The 13,893-nt window shown below is 53.9% G+C and carries 14 protein-coding genes; 4 read left to right on the top strand and 10 right to left on the bottom strand.

All coding sequences use genetic code 11. From position 1 onward, the window contains the following. Positions 1 to 57: 57 nt before the first annotated feature. The gene (locus GCU45_RS05805; RefSeq protein ID WP_181153019.1) at positions 58 to 1,443 is read right to left on the bottom strand and encodes an ABC transporter substrate-binding protein; all 1,386 of its coding nucleotides are present in this window, start codon (positions 1,441 to 1,443) and stop codon (positions 58 to 60) included. A gap of 246 nt (positions 1,444 to 1,689) precedes the next feature. Between GCU45_RS05805 and GCU45_RS05810 the strand changes: the two genes are divergently transcribed. After that, positions 1,690 to 2,406 (top strand): Crp/Fnr family transcriptional regulator, encoded by a 717-nt coding sequence (locus tag GCU45_RS05810; RefSeq protein ID WP_152398353.1) that lies wholly within the window; start codon positions 1,690 to 1,692, stop codon positions 2,404 to 2,406. Positions 2,407 to 2,841: 435 nt separating this feature from the next. Continuing rightward, positions 2,842 to 3,726 carry a hypothetical protein gene (locus tag GCU45_RS05815; protein ID WP_152398354.1) on the top strand — a complete coding sequence of 295 codons (885 nt, stop codon included), beginning with the start codon at positions 2,842 to 2,844 and terminating at the stop codon, positions 3,724 to 3,726. Positions 3,727 to 3,789: 63 nt separating this feature from the next. Here GCU45_RS05815 and infC read toward each other — a convergent pair whose 3' ends face one another. The 9 genes from infC to GCU45_RS05860 form a co-directional block, all read right to left on the bottom strand. Next, positions 3,790 to 4,272 (bottom strand): translation initiation factor IF-3, encoded by a 483-nt coding sequence (gene infC / locus GCU45_RS05820; RefSeq protein WP_152398355.1) that lies wholly within the window; start codon positions 4,270 to 4,272, stop codon positions 3,790 to 3,792. Between the two features lie 129 nt (positions 4,273 to 4,401). Continuing rightward, a complete protein-coding gene (locus tag GCU45_RS05825) occupies positions 4,402 to 5,130 on the bottom strand; it encodes a hypothetical protein (RefSeq protein WP_116229621.1) in 729 nt (242 codons plus the stop codon). Between the two features lie 133 nt (positions 5,131 to 5,263). Further along, positions 5,264 to 5,983, bottom strand: coding sequence for a hypothetical protein (locus tag GCU45_RS05830; RefSeq protein WP_152398356.1), 720 nt, complete (start codon positions 5,981 to 5,983; stop codon positions 5,264 to 5,266). 166 nt (positions 5,984 to 6,149) lie between these two features. Then, entirely contained in the window at positions 6,150 to 6,470 is a 321-nt protein-coding gene (locus tag GCU45_RS05835) for a winged helix-turn-helix transcriptional regulator (protein WP_076169977.1), read from the bottom strand. Between the two features lie 273 nt (positions 6,471 to 6,743). Next, positions 6,744 to 7,475 carry a ThuA domain-containing protein gene (locus GCU45_RS05840; protein ID WP_145023765.1) on the bottom strand — a complete coding sequence of 244 codons (732 nt, stop codon included), beginning with the start codon at positions 7,473 to 7,475 and terminating at the stop codon, positions 6,744 to 6,746. Positions 7,476 to 7,487: 12 nt separating this feature from the next. Then, positions 7,488 to 8,456 (bottom strand): sugar phosphate isomerase/epimerase family protein, encoded by a 969-nt coding sequence (locus GCU45_RS05845; protein WP_089548117.1) that lies wholly within the window; start codon positions 8,454 to 8,456, stop codon positions 7,488 to 7,490. A 62-nt stretch (positions 8,457 to 8,518) separates the two neighbouring features. Continuing rightward, positions 8,519 to 9,613 (bottom strand): Gfo/Idh/MocA family protein, encoded by a 1,095-nt coding sequence (locus tag GCU45_RS05850; RefSeq protein ID WP_076169974.1) that lies wholly within the window; start codon positions 9,611 to 9,613, stop codon positions 8,519 to 8,521. Then, complete coding sequence (locus GCU45_RS05855; RefSeq protein WP_145023761.1) at positions 9,606 to 10,373, bottom strand: sugar phosphate isomerase/epimerase family protein; 768 nt, start codon at positions 10,371 to 10,373, stop codon at positions 9,606 to 9,608. Before GCU45_RS05855 ends, GCU45_RS05850 begins: the two co-directional genes overlap by 8 nt. A 49-nt stretch (positions 10,374 to 10,422) precedes the next feature. Then, on the bottom strand, positions 10,423 to 11,472 hold the full coding sequence (locus tag GCU45_RS05860; RefSeq protein ID WP_152402830.1) for a Gfo/Idh/MocA family protein: 1,050 nt from the start codon (positions 11,470 to 11,472) through the stop codon (positions 10,423 to 10,425). Positions 11,473 to 11,627: 155 nt separating this feature from the next. On the opposite strand from GCU45_RS05860, the gene GCU45_RS05865 reads away from it, so the two are divergent. Then, positions 11,628 to 12,476, top strand: coding sequence for an AraC family transcriptional regulator (locus GCU45_RS05865; RefSeq protein ID WP_116229617.1), 849 nt, complete (start codon positions 11,628 to 11,630; stop codon positions 12,474 to 12,476). Between the two features lie 179 nt (positions 12,477 to 12,655). Then, on the top strand, positions 12,656 to 13,831 hold the full coding sequence (locus GCU45_RS05870; RefSeq protein WP_152398357.1) for a glycosyltransferase family protein: 1,176 nt from the start codon (positions 12,656 to 12,658) through the stop codon (positions 13,829 to 13,831). Positions 13,832 to 13,893: the final 62 nt, after the last annotated feature.

Below are 13,893 nucleotides of genomic sequence, written 5' to 3' on the forward strand. Positions count from 1 at the left end.
ACTTAAGTAAAAAACAGGTGCCCCGGTTTGACCCGAGGCACACCGCATCAGTTGCCGTTATTCTTCCAGGGAATTCGCTTCCTCTTGTGCCTTCTGGAGCGCTTCGCCCATCTTCTCAGGCGTCGTCTGGTTGCCGATCAGCTTTTGAATCTGAATGTTGCTGATTTCCGTCGTCACGTCAGCCTGTACGAGCGAATCGAATGCCGGGAAGGAGGATTGGGCCGTGTTCAGCACGTCGACGATTTGCTTCATCAGATCGTCGGTAATGCTCGACTCCAGCACAGATGCGTCCAGCTTCATGGCCGGCAGGACCCCGTCTTCCACCAAGCCGCGGATCTGCATTTCCTCATTGAACATGTTCTTGATAAAGGCTTTCACCGCTTCCAGCTTGCGCGGATCCTTGGCGACCGCGGACGAGAAGCCGTAGCCGTTGTTGACGTCGCGCATCAGCGCCGTCTGATCGCCTACGCCGCCGTCCACCGGCGGAAGGTTGAAGAAGCCGACTTTACCGATCATGCCTTCGCCGGATTCCCCCTGCTTGAACACCGAAGACTTCCAGGTTCCGTCATACATCAAAATGGCTTCCCCGCTCGTAAATTGGGTCGTGTACTCGGCGTATTCAAAGCCCAGCTCGCCCTTTTTGAAATAGCCCTTGTCGACCCATTCCTTATGCTTCGCAAACGCCTTGACCATGTTCGGATCGTTCCATTTGGCTTCGCCGGTAGCGAATTTGTTCGTAATGTCCGGTCCCGCGTAGCGCGACCACAGATGGTTGGTCAGCATCAGCGGCACCCAGCCTGCCTTGGAGGCTGCCGCCATAGGCACCTTGCCGTCGGCCTTGATCGCGGCCAGCTGCTCTTCCAGCTCGGCGAACGTTTTAGGAGGCGCCCAGCCCTTTTTATCGTAATACTCCTTGTTGTAGAAGAAGCCTTCGCCAGATCCGCCGATCGGCAGTCCGTAGACCTTACCTTCGTAAGTGAACGGCTCGAGCGAGCTGAACTTATCCTTGATCCCCAGCTCCTCAATGATCGGCGTTAAATCAAGCAGCTTGCCCTCTTTGGCGTACACTTTGGAATCGGGGCTGCCGAACAGGTCGAAAATATCCGGCGGATTGCCTGCCGCCATTTCGCCGCGCAGCTTCTCTTTCCGGTTGACGTCGGATTCCACGCCATCCAGCTTGAACGTTAACCCTTCGATTTCGCCCTCCGTCTTTTTCACGACGTCCTGCAAAATGGCAAAACGCTTCTCTTTGTCCTGGCCAACCTGCGTATGTCTCAGTGTCAGCTCGAACGGTTCGGCCTTTTGCGCTTCCTCCGTCTTCGGCTCCGTTCCCGATGAACCCCCGCCCGTCTCTCCGGCCGATTTGTTATCGCTTCCACAACCGGATAACGCGAGCGACGCCGCAAAACATAACGAGATCAGCAGCATCAAACTTCTTTTCATCTTCATCTGGTTAGCCCCCCTTAGCAATCTGGTTTACATGCTTAATTATAAGAAGCGGCCGCCAGATCCGTAAGGAGAATATTCCGCTAATGCAGGGGGAAAATCCTCTACACCAAGTGAAAATAATCACATTGTTAGAAATTTGACACTTTTCGCCGGCCCGGCGCGCACTCAGCCGCTCGTATTCCCGCTATAATATGGATAAAGGCAATCACATTACAGCAAGCCAAAAAGGGGAAATGAACGATGAGCACACTGCCTGCACTCGAGGACACGTTCCGGAATACATGCTGCTTCTCGGACGCCAACTTCACACGGATGCTTTCCATGATGACGGAAATAAAGATGCCTGCGGGTTCCCACCTGTTCTGGGAAGGGGATGCTGCCGACAGATTTTACTATATCTACAGCGGATGCGTTAAATTAAGCAAATCCTCGGTCGAAGGGAAAGAGCTTATCGTCTATATGTATACAAGCGGCGATATCGTCGGCCAGGCCGACCCGATCGGCAGCCGTACGCACAGCTATACCGCCGAGGTGCTTGAGGACAGCGTCGTCGGCGTGATCGACCAGCAGGATATGGAATTCCTCATTTGCCAGGACGGCGCTTTTGCGATGGACTTTATGAAATGGATGGGCAACCATCACCGCCTCACGCAGACCAAGTTCCGGGATCTCATGATGTACGGCAAGCCCGGCGCGCTCTGTTCGACACTGATCCGGCTCGGCAATACGTATGGAGAACATACCGGAGGACGTATCATCATCCATAAAAAGCTTACCAACACGGATCTGTCGAACCTGATCGGAGCTACGCGCGAAAGCGTCAACCGGATGCTGGGCGACCTCCGCAGATGCGGTGCGGTGGACATTGTGGACGGCCTGATTGTCATTAACGACATTTCTCATCTGCAGGGCATCTGTCACTGTGAGCATTGCCCGAAGGAAATATGCCGGATTTAAGAGAAATCATCACTTCCCTCTGCGTGCAGCGCAGGGGGTTTTTCATGTGCTAAAAGGACTGTATCGCTTCGATTCCTTTCTACCACCCTCTAATTTTTCTCTTTTCACCCTTCCAAATACCTATATTCATTAAAGCGCTTTCTTCATATACTATTAAATGATTCTAAAGACCTATATATAATGCGGAATAAAGAACCGATCAATTGGATAGCACCTATTTCCAAGGACTCATCCACTACGCAGATCTACCTATCGTGACGTGGGCCTGCTATCAGACTACAGATCCTTGTAAGGAGGACTGAGATCCGCCAAAACCAGGAACATCATATGTATTACCCGCTGCCAGATCTGGTCATAAGGAATCGTATTTGTCATGAAAGAGGGTCCATTGAATCAGGTAGTACCGCATATCACATAAAGGAGTGTACGATTGTCATGTCAAGTAAATATTCATTGCGTTCAGGATGGATTGCCGCCTTCGTTGTATTATGGTTTGCCGCGGGTCTCTTCCCCGGAAATGAGGCTAAAGCGGAAGGTTACACCAAAGCCACCTGGCTGTGGAACACGGTGCTGATCAAGACGGAAGCTAAGGAGATGCTGAAATTTTCGGCCGATCACGGCGTCCGTACGATTTATCTCCAGACCAACAGCGATATTCCTGCTTCCTACTATAAGAGCTTCATTAAACAGGCCGGAGCTTTGGATATCCGGGTGGATGCGCTCAGCGGCGCCCCGTCCTGGGGACTTACGTCGGAACGTTTCAAAATCACAAGCTTCCTCGATTGGGTGAAGGCGTACCAGAACGGCGCTGCAGAGGACGAGAAGTTCCAGGGCGTTCATGTCGACATCGAACCCCACGTGCTGCCTCAATGGAAGTCGGACCAGACCTCGGTCATCCGCCAATGGCAGGAGAATGTCCAGTATTTAACCGATAATGTGCGTGAAATGAATCTTCCAGTTGCCGCCGATATTCCGTTTTGGCTCTGCAACTATACGACAGCGGACGGAACAAGCACGCTGAGCCGCTTCATGATCAGCCAATATGACGCCGTTGCGATCATGTCCTACCGGGATACCGCCGACGGCATCTACAGCACCGCCAAGCGCGAACTGGAAGAGGCGAACTATCTCGGCAAGCCGGCCTTTGCTTCTGTCGAAACGAAGCCGAGCAGCGAAGGCGAATTTATTACCTTCTATGAGGAAGGAAAAGCTTATATGGACTCCCAGCTGGGCAAGCTGCAGCAATTGGCGCAGGTCAATACCTCATTCGCAGGGGTGTCCGTTCACGACCTCGACGGCTGGAGATCGCTTAATGACTAACCCGAACCGCAGAAAAGCCCCTGAGTGCCTGAATAAACGGCGCCCGGGGGCTTTGTCTTTTATTTATGCGACCGGATCGATCTGTACGGCAGCCTGCTTGCCGCTCACCTGGATGCCTGTTTTGGCGCGGCCCCACTCCTTTAATTCCCGAACCAGTTCCTCCAGCAGAACCTTGGCGGCGGCGCCCTCCTTGCCCTGCACCCGGACCACCAGCATGACTGCATTTCCCGCTTGTAATATTCGCGCAGCCTGCTGCTTCTTCGTGTCCAGATCGTGCTCCTCGATGTTCGGGGTCAGCCGGATCTCCTTCACCTTTACTACCCTGTCGGAAGATTTGGCTTTGGCTGCCTGGGCTTCCTTCTTGGCGTCGGCGGCAGCCACCAGCCGGCACGGCGGCGGACTGCTCATCAGCGACGTGCAGACGAGGTCCACTTTCAGCTTGCGGGCCATGGCCAATGCTTCCCTGGTCGGGACGATTCCGATATCCTCGCCGTTCAAGCCGGTTAATTCCACCTCTGAAGCCTTGATCTTCTCATTCATCCACATAGGGGTACCCTTCCTTTTACACACGAAATGTATCATTTAAACCAGACGTTCATTTCACATTCGCTGTCAGCCCAATTCGGGCTTGTCCATTTGCTTGTCCGTTTGCTTGTCGATTTGCTTGTTTTGCTATTATACGCTTGCCCGTTCCAGCCTGATTTCCACTTCATCCTGCGGCGTCAGCTTCATTTCCAAACCGCTGTCCACCAGTTCCTTCCCGTTCACCTTGACGACCCACTTCTCCACCGATTTGGGACTGTACCCCTGGACGGTGTCTACGTACATTTTATTGTCCGTCAGCTTCACGAAACCGCTGTGCGCCATAACGTCCCTGACGCTTTGATTATTGGTGTACGGAAATACATAAGAATGCGTCATATCAGGCTTCATGGACCCGCCGTCCAGCTTCAGCACGGTAAATTCGGGAGCCTTTGCATCTTTCCCGTCCTTTTTGGGGTCAGCGTACTGAATGTTGATGGAAATTTCGTCATGGTCCTGCAGGACGGTGTCGAGATTGTCTTTGCCCAGCTTCTTGCCATTGATTTCAAATGCCCACTCAAATAAAGGATCCAGGGACACCTGGCTGATCGTCAGGACGCTGCCGTTGTCGCTGAAACCGACGATGCCGCTTCTCTTCAGCCCTTCCCGGACCGTCACGCCCTGCTGCAAATATTGTCGTAAATTTTGGATGACCGCCGGTGAGAAGAAGCCGTCTTTTTCCGAGAGAGAGACCTCCCCATTGACGTCATTCGAATAAACGTTGGCCGATGCCTCCTCCTGGTCGGCTTGTTTGCAGCCTGTCAGCAGCAGTGTTGCTATGATCAACATGATGAATGCAGCGTGTAAAACCGGCTTCCTCATCGAATAACCACCTTTGCTTCCGCAATCTCGCAGGACTCTTCCAAAACGCAAATAGAGCCCTCCCCTGAGGACTCTATTTTACCATATTCGAGCCGGGCCCGCATAATCCGCGCATTCCGGCAGATGTTTCCTATTAATCGATAAGAGGCTCCATGAACGTCCGTGTGCCGTCGGTATTTTTCAAATAAGGGCCCAAACCGAGAAAATTCGCCTGATCCACGTATACGCCTGTCATCCACGTGCCCTCCAGCACCTCTCCCCCAAACTGCAGCATCAGCGGCGGAGCTGAAATATATTCCTGGTAGATCGGAAATTTCGTGTTGTGTTTCTTGTAACTTTTGCCAAGCTGGATCAGAGGGGCTTCATGGACATAGGTAGGCACAAAATAAGTGGAGATGACCTCCAGTTCTTCTTCTGTGAAAAAAGGAGTGTCGCCGAGAAAGGGGTGAAACATGGTGATTTCTTCGTATTGGGACCAGATGATGACCTGCAGCAGCATGCTCTGATGCCGGCCGTTGTAAAAGATGTATTCATGCTTGGACGTTCCGTCCGAGGGATGATTCGCATCAAGACTCTCGACATTATGCCGCTCGCAGCCGATGCATTTCCAGCCCGTAGGACCTTGAATCCATTTCTGAAAAATCGTACTGCTCTTGTCTTTGTCTTCGTCGGCAGGTGACGCCTGAGCAGGCCTGTCTAAGGTCCAGCGTTTCCAAATCGATTCCGGCCAATACCGGCTCAGCATGCTGAGTGTCTTGTCGTAAATGCCCCGAACCTTGACCGAAGCGCTTTCAAGCTCGTGTACATCGTCCTTGCCGTACCCGATTCCCTGGGAGAATATGATCTTCCTCATCGTCATCCGCCTCCTTATACGCCGAAAAGGCAGTTTTTTTACCAATTATACTACAGACTCCGTCATTTGGTGCAAGTCTTTTCCTATAATTAACAAAAACCCTCCTTAATGGAAGGAAGGTTTGTCGTTAACGGGGTTCCCGCAGAACCGTACCTTACGGACGGTTTTACAGCTCAACCCACTGTTCTGCCCACTCTTGAACCTGCTCCATAACAGGACGCAGCGCTCGGCCTTTATCCGTCAGCTCATATTCGATACGGACAGGCGTTTCGGGATAAACGTGCCGAACCAGAATTCCTTCCGTTTCCAAGTCTTTCATGCGTTCGGACAGCATCTTATCGCTCATCGAAGGAATTAATTTCGATATATCCTTGAACCGTTTCGGACCATCCATCAGGGAAAAAACGATCAAGCCATTCCAGCGTTTTCCTAATATGGAGAAAGCATTTTCGAATCGCGGACACATGTTAAATTGTTGTTGATTCATGATCTTCACCTCTTTACAGAATCCATGTAAACAGTTACGTCTCATGAACGCTTACATTAAGTTAGTATATTTCATTTTACCACATTTTTGCGCAAAATGAAACAAGACAACTGCTGGAAAGCTCCGCAAATGTTCTTTCCCTTGCAAATTGGGATTCCCGATTCCTTGCTGATCCCATGATTTGCAGATCATCCGTGAATCATGCATGCTCTGCAAGCAAGCAAAAAAGCGGCGGTTGGACCGCCGCTTTAGGCTGATACGCCTTGCGAAAGCTTACAATACTGCCGCCGGCTTCAGCTCTCTGACCGGCTGCATGTTGCCGAATACCGGAGCCGACGTTTGGAGAGGATACGCCCAATTGATCGCGTTGGCGATGACTTTCAGGATTTCCGGCTGGTAATAGGTCGGGAACGTCTCATGGCCTGGACGGAAATAGAAGATCTTCCCTTGGCCTCTGCGGAAGGTGCATCCGCTTCTGAACACTTCGCCGCCTTCGAAATTACTGATAAACACGAGCTCATCCGGAGCCGGAATATCGAAAAATTCGCCGTACATTTCCTCATGCTCGAGGATAATCTTGGCGTCAATGCCCATGGAAATCGGATGGGACGGGTTCACGTTCCAAATGATTTCCTGCTCCCCTGCTTCTCTCCACTTGAGGTCGCAGGAGGTTCCCATCAACGCTTTAAACGGTTTGGAGAAATGGCCGGAATGCAGCACGATGAGTCCCATTCCGCCAAGCACGCGTTTTACGACACGCGCCACCACTTCGTCGCTGACCTGGTCGTGGGCCATATGACCCCACCATACGAGCACGTCCGTGGCATTCAGCACTTCTTCGGTCAATCCATGCTCCGGCTGGTCCAGCGTCGCCGTTGTAATCGCAAAGCCGTTGCCGTCCAGCCCTGCGGCCAGTGCGGCATGAATGCCTTCCGGATAGACTGCCTTCACTTCATCGTGAATATTTTCATGAACGAATTCGTTCCAAATGGTTACATTAATCAATGGTTTATCCCCCTAGACCCACCACATCTCGCCGAGTGGCTCTTCAATAAGTACTTGCTGCAGGTTTTGAACGGCTTTGGAGAAGCCTTCTTCAACAGACATCAGGCCGTCTTCATGCTCGATGCTGACGACATAATCATAGCCGACGAGGCGCAGTGCGCTGATAATGTCAGCCCACGTTTTCACATCGTGGCCGTAGCCTACGCTGCGGAACTGCCATGCGCGGTCCAGCATGTTCGTGTAGGACTGCATATCGGTCAGGCCGTATTTGTTAACATTGATCGGATCGATCACGGTATCCTTTGCATGGAAGTGATGGATCGCACCCTCACGGCCCAAAATGTGGATCGCCTGCACCGGATCGATACCCTGCCACCACATGTGGCTCGGATCCAGGTTGGCGCCGATCGTTTCGCCGGCAGCTTCGCGCAGGCGGAGCAGTGTCGCAGGTGTATGCACCGAGAATCCGCCGTGGAGCTCAAGCGCGATTTTTACGTTATGCTCTTTGGCAAACTTCGCTTGTTCGGTCCAGTAAGGGATGACTTTGTTCTCCCACTGCCATGCGAGCACTTCCTGATAATCGTTTGGCCAAGGCGCTACCGGCCAGTTCGGATATTTGGCATCCTCATGGTCGCCAGGGCATCCGGAGAACGTGGTGACCACTTCTACGCCCAATTTCTCAGCCAGCAGCACCGAGTTCACGAAATCCTCGTGGTCGGCCTGAGCCAGATGCTTCTGCGGATGCAGCGGGTTGCCGTGGCAGCTCAGCGAGCTGATCGTCAGGCCGCGGGACTCGATTGCGTCCTTGAATTGCTTCAATGCGGCTTCGTCCTTCAGCAGCTCCGCCGGCTTGCAGTGCGCGTTGCCGGGATTGCCCCCTGTTCCGATTTCAACAGCCTTCAATCCTTTGGAGACGACATAGTCCAAAGCGTCCTCCAGTTTGCGTCCACCAAACAATACCATAAATACTCCCAGTTTCAAGTGTACTCCTCCTCATTCTTGGTTATCGTAGCTATAAATAATTGCTTCTATGCAAAGGATGACTATTCCTCAAAATAAACGGCTTTGCCTGTTTTGGCAGACTCGTAAATGGCTTCCAGAATCTGCGTGACCACATAGGCCTGCTCCGGCTTGACCACCGGCTCTTTATCTTCCAGGATGGCTTCGAGCCACAGGCGCTGCTCCTTGTCGGCATCGGTCTCTGCCGACCCGGAGTAGAAGGCTACGCCGCCGGCATTCAGATCCACCGTGGTTTCATAGAGGCGGCTCATTTTCTCGCCGTTGATGCGCAGGCCGTCCTTCATGTCGGCCCCGCCTTCCGTGCCAGCAAGAACCGTCTTCGCTTCCCCGGTTTCCACGACGTTCAGCGCCCAGCTGGACTCCAGCACGATCGTTGCGCCGTTCTGCATCGTGATGAAACCGAATGCGGAATCCTCTACCTTGAACTCTTCCGGGTTCCACGGGCCGAACGCGTTGGCCGCATTCTCTTTATGGCCCAGCTTGTGGAAGGTGCTCCCGAGCACGCTCTTCGGCTTATAGTTGTCCATCAGCCACAGCGTCAGGTCGAGCGCGTGGGTACCGATATCGATCAACGGTCCCCCGCCCTGCTTCTCTTCGTCAAGGAACACGCCCCAGGTCGGAACGGCACGGCGGCGGATGGCCAGCGCTTTACCGTAATAAATGTCGCCGAGCTCCCCGTTCTCGCACAGCTCCTTCAAGTATTGGCTGTCGTTGCGGAAGCGGTTCTGGTAGCCGATCGTCAGCTTCTTGCCGGTGCGCTTGGCGGCTTCCACCATCGCTTTGGCCTCGGCGGCCGTCTTGGCCATCGGCTTCTCGCACATGACATGCTTGCCGGCTTCCAGCGCCGCCACCGAAATGACGGAGTGGGAATCGTTTGGCGTACATACATGAATGACGTCGATGCTTGCGTCCTTCAGCAGTTCGCGGAAATCTGTATACACTTTGGCGCCTTCTGCGCCGAATTCGGCAGCGGCCTTCTCGGCGCGCTCCTGCACGATATCGCAGAACGCAACCATTTCCGCCTGAGGCTGCTTCTTGAGACTCGGCATATGCTTGCCGTTGGCGATTCCTCCGCAGCCGATGATGCCGATTTTCAGGGTTTTGCTTGAGCTAGACATTTACGGGTCCTCCGTTTCTGGCATAAGATTTGATCCATTCCATGCTGGCTGCAATGCTTTCGAGCGGTGGTCTTTCACAGAAATCCTGCTCCACAACGATCCATTCCACGCCGGCTTGGTCCGCTGCTTCGGCTACGGCTTCCAGGTTGACTTCGCCTGCGCCGAGCTCGACCGTCTGCGGCGTGCCGTCCTCTTTCCGCTTGACGTCCTTCCAGTGCACAATCGGAAGGCGTCCCGCATACTTCTCGATGTACTCGACCGGATCGTAGCCGGCAAAATATACCCAGCACGTATCCAGCTCCACCTTCAGCAGGTCAGCGGGCACCGCTTCGTACATCGCGTCGAACACCGTTTCCTCGCCGCGTGTTTCCGTAAATTCAAAATCGTGGTTATGGTACAGCAGTGTGGCCCCCTGCGCGGCGCATTTCTCGCCGATACGCTTCAGGTTGTCAAACACCTCGTCCCACTTGCGCTGCTCTTCACCAAGGTAAGGAACGATCAGGCTGCTGTTTCCGATCTCCTTGTTATAGGCGATTTCCTCGTCCAGTGCGTTTTGCATCCGGTCGTACGGCGTATGGGTCCCGATGGCGACCAGACCGTTCTCGTCCAGCAGCTTCTTGACCTCGGCGCTGGAGCGTCCGAAGAAGGTGTGGAATTCCACGCCCTGATAACCCAGCTCTGCTACTTTCTTCAACGTACCCTCAAAATCCTTTTCCATTTCTTCACGAACCGTATATAACTGCAGGCCAAGCTTCAACATATTGGTTCACCCCTGTGTTCGCTTATAGGTCATCTTATTGAGATGACCGTTATTCATGGCTGCTCGCAAGTACGACATGGCTCCCGCTGATGGATGACTCTTCAAAGGCATACATGGCTTCCAGCACGTGGTAGGCCAGGTTGCCGTTGGCCCGGTGCTTACGCCCCGAGCGGATCGCTTCGACCATGTCGTTTACGCCGCGGCCGCGTTCGTTCTGGGTGCTCTCAAAAACGGGCGTCAGCACTTCCCAGTCGCTGGAACCGCTGCGGCGGAGCTTGACGTCGCCGTTAAAGAAGTTCGGATCCGGCAGGCTGAGCGTTCCTTCCGTACCGTAAATTTCAATCCACGGCAGATTGGCCCCGGCTTTAATATCAAAGCTGGTTATCATCGTGGCGATGGCGCCTTGTTTAAAATCGATGGTGCCGGCCAGATGGGTCGGTGTCTGCACCTGAATCTGCTGGCCGCTCTTCGGCCCCGAGCCGATGGTCCGCATCGGGATCTGGGCACCTACCGAAGCGCTGATCCGGCGGATCGAGCCCAGCAGTTCAACCAGCGCCGTCAGGTAATACGGACCCATGTCCAGCATCGGACCGCCGCCCGGCGCGTAGAAAAATTCAGGGTCCGGATGCCACCCCTCCGGGCCGCCGCCCATCATAAATGCGGTTGCCGCCACCGGTATGCCGATCTTCCCGGCTTCGATCGCCGCTTTGGCGGTCTGCACGCCTGATCCGAGGAACGTATCCGGCGCGCTTCCGGCGCGCAGGCCTTTCTGCTCGGCCAGTTCAACCACGCGCTTGCCGTCCTGCAGCGAGGTTGCCAGCGGCTTCTCCGCGTATACATGCTTGCCGGCTTCAAGCGCCGCCAAATCGATGGAGGCATGGCTGCCGGGAATCGTCAGGTTGATGACGAGCTCAATCTCTTTGTCACCAAGCAGCTCATCCACGGTGTATGCGTTTGCAATCCCAAACTCTTCAGCCCGCGCTTGGGCGCGTTCAGTCACCAGATCGGCAACCGCCACCACTTCAACAACCGGGCTTTTCTTTAAATTCTCCAGGTAAATAGCACTGATGTTGCCGCAGCCGATAATGCCGGCTTTCATTTTGTTCTCCACGAAAGTCACTCCTTACGATGCTGAATGCGTATTCAACAATCTAGTAACATGGTATTCCGAATTTATTTATATTAAAATGAATTATATGATCGAAACATGAACAATCTGGTCATTATTTTTTTGATTGCAAAGGGAGCCCTATCATGTCCACCCAAGATTCAGTGCACATTTATACAGCAGGATTTTCATTTCATCATAAACCGTTCTACATGAGCGAGATGGACGGCGTTAAAAATTACCTCATGCGTCTGCAGACCGACGGAAGATGCCGCGCACTGGTAGACGGTGAGCTTGTTCCCGTCGAATCGGGCGATCTGTTGATTTATTCCCCAGACGAGCCGTACGAGCTGTTGATCGGCGAGGAGCCGAACGCTCAGGGCGAGCTTGCCGTAGAAAGCGGCGACTATCATATTTTCTTCGGCGGGGAATGGATCGACCAGTGGTGGGCCAAGCAGAAACGGCCGACGCGCATCCGCGTCCCGCTTAACGAGAGCCTGCTCAGCCTGTTCCGCCAGATCGTGCTGGAACAGCGAAGAATGTCCAACCCGTATCCCGAAATATCAGGATACTACATGCGGATTTTATGCCTCGAAACGGACCGCCTCCTTAGCGAGCATCCCTCCACGACCCCGAGAACGTACCTGGCTTACCGCATGAAGCATTTTATTGAAGAACACGCCTCGTTATCCTTCAAGCTGGAGGATGTCGCTTCACATGTCGGCATCAGCGTCTCGAGGGCGGTCCATCTGTTTAAGGAAGCCTTCGGGACGAGTATTATGCAGTATACGCTGGACGTCCGGCTGGAAATGGCCCGCGAGCGGATCGTGTTTAGTCCGATGTCGCTCGAAGACATTGCGGAAACTTCGGGATTCGGCAGCTATACGTATTTCCACCGGGTATTCCGGTCCAGGTTCGGCAAGTCGCCAAAGGAATACCGCATGGAGAACAGGGAGCAGATCCAGACCGGGATCGGCGTCCGTTCGCCGAACTAGAACATCGGATAAGACAGGCTGAAGCCGGCGCGGATAAGCGCCGGTTTTTTTGTGCTGCCTGCTTCAGCATCCGCCCTTTTTTCCCTTTTTGTGTCAGGTGTCCGGGGGGCAGCTTTCACGATACAACCATACACTGGTATGACACTATGCTAAGGTGATGAGGAGGGAAATCAAACGCCATGAACAAAAAAAGGAGCCGAGAGCGATCCCGCCGCACCAAGATCCGTTTGCATCCCGTTACTGAGCAGCGCATCGCCAAAATGGTGGTCCGCGTGCTGAAGAAAAACGGCGGAGGAACACCGCAGGTACCGGCTCCCCTTCCCGGCGCGGCAACAAGTCTGCCAGGCCCTCCCGTTTCTGCCGAAACGAAAACAGCCCCTTCCGAACAACCGGACGCGGCGCCAAACGTTCTGGTTGAATTGGACGGAGCACGCACCCCCCCGGGCCCGGTGGATATCAAACAAAAGAAAGTTCTTGTGCGGTCGCTGCTCTCGGAAGATAGCCATTGGCATACCGAACAATCCATTCTTGACGGGCTCAGGCTGGTCACACAGACGGCCGCTCCCGTGAAGCACCTCTGTAACCTGCCCGCAGGACTGACTGCCATCCCGTTCGATCTCCTGCTGGTGCTTGGCAATCCTGATGCGAACTTTTTTGACGAATTGCGGGATCCGGTCCTGTCCGGCTCCCCAGTAAAAGCGGTCTGGCTGGCGGATGCCGCCGCGCCTGCCGAACAGCTGCCTTCGATTGCGGATGCATTCGACCTCGTATTCACGCAAAATATCAACCACATACCTCTATACCGCTATATGGGCTGCAGACAGATCGTATATTTGCCTTTTGCCGCGGATCCATCCGTGTATTTCCCCAAAACCGTGAACATCGCTTATCAATCCGACATTCTGTTCATCGGAAATGCGGATCCGCGTACCCGGGAGATGTTCGCCGGCATGAAGCCGCTGCTCGCGGACAAAAAAGTGTTTGCCATGGGCTTAGGATGGCAGCCCGAAGACGGCGTAACCTGCGTGCGGCCGCTGGCCGATATCCAGGAATATTATAACGGGGCCACCGTAATCATTTATGCGCAGCCGGAGCCCGGGCAGGTTTTGGCCATTGGCGCGTGCGGAGGCTTTCTGCTGGCGGAGAACAATCCCAATCTATACGAGTACATGCGGCCGGACGAAGATATCGTCATCTTCCGCTCCGCCGGCGACCTGCAGGAAAAACTCGGCTATTATTGGGACCGGCCCGAGCTTATGCGGTACGTGTCGACCAACGCTCTGTACGGCAGCAAATACCGCAATTCGTGCCTGCAAATGGTGCTGAAGCTGCTCCATCTCGCCGCCCGGCGCTAAGACTGCACCCCATCCGGGCAGCCTGCCGGGATCAGGATTGAACCGCCGCCGAAGTTGTATGG

Source organism: Paenibacillus cellulositrophicus, from assembly GCF_009363095.1.
In the GTDB taxonomy this organism is placed as follows: Bacteria; Bacillota; Bacilli; order Paenibacillales; family Paenibacillaceae; genus Paenibacillus_AQ; species Paenibacillus_AQ favisporus.

Excerpts from the sequence above, each read along its gene's own strand:
- GCU45_RS05830 (WP_152398356.1), bottom strand. The coding sequence starts at position 5,983 with ATGAGGAAGATCATATTCTCCCAGGGAATCGGGTACGGCAAGGACGAT.
- GCU45_RS05870 (WP_152398357.1), top strand. The coding sequence starts at position 12,656 with ATGAACAAAAAAAGGAGCCGAGAGCGATCCCGCCGCACCAAGATCCGT.
- GCU45_RS05825 (WP_116229621.1), bottom strand. The coding sequence starts at position 5,130 with ATGAGGAAGCCGGTTTTACACGCTGCATTCATCATGTTGATCATAGCA.
- GCU45_RS05835 (WP_076169977.1), bottom strand. The coding sequence starts at position 6,470 with ATGAATCAACAACAATTTAACATGTGTCCGCGATTCGAAAATGCTTTC.
- GCU45_RS05810 (WP_152398353.1), top strand. The coding sequence starts at position 1,690 with ATGAGCACACTGCCTGCACTCGAGGACACGTTCCGGAATACATGCTGC.
- GCU45_RS05805 (WP_181153019.1), bottom strand. The coding sequence starts at position 1,443 with ATGAAAAGAAGTTTGATGCTGCTGATCTCGTTATGTTTTGCGGCGTCG.
- GCU45_RS05865 (WP_116229617.1), top strand. The coding sequence starts at position 11,628 with ATGTCCACCCAAGATTCAGTGCACATTTATACAGCAGGATTTTCATTT.
- GCU45_RS05860 (WP_152402830.1), bottom strand. The coding sequence starts at position 11,472 with ATGAAAGCCGGCATTATCGGCTGCGGCAACATCAGTGCTATTTACCTG.
- infC (WP_152398355.1), bottom strand. The coding sequence starts at position 4,272 with ATGTGGATGAATGAGAAGATCAAGGCTTCAGAGGTGGAATTAACCGGC.
- GCU45_RS05850 (WP_076169974.1), bottom strand. The coding sequence starts at position 9,613 with ATGTCTAGCTCAAGCAAAACCCTGAAAATCGGCATCATCGGCTGCGGA.
- GCU45_RS05815 (WP_152398354.1), top strand. The coding sequence starts at position 2,842 with ATGTCAAGTAAATATTCATTGCGTTCAGGATGGATTGCCGCCTTCGTT.
- GCU45_RS05855 (WP_145023761.1), bottom strand. The coding sequence starts at position 10,373 with ATGTTGAAGCTTGGCCTGCAGTTATATACGGTTCGTGAAGAAATGGAA.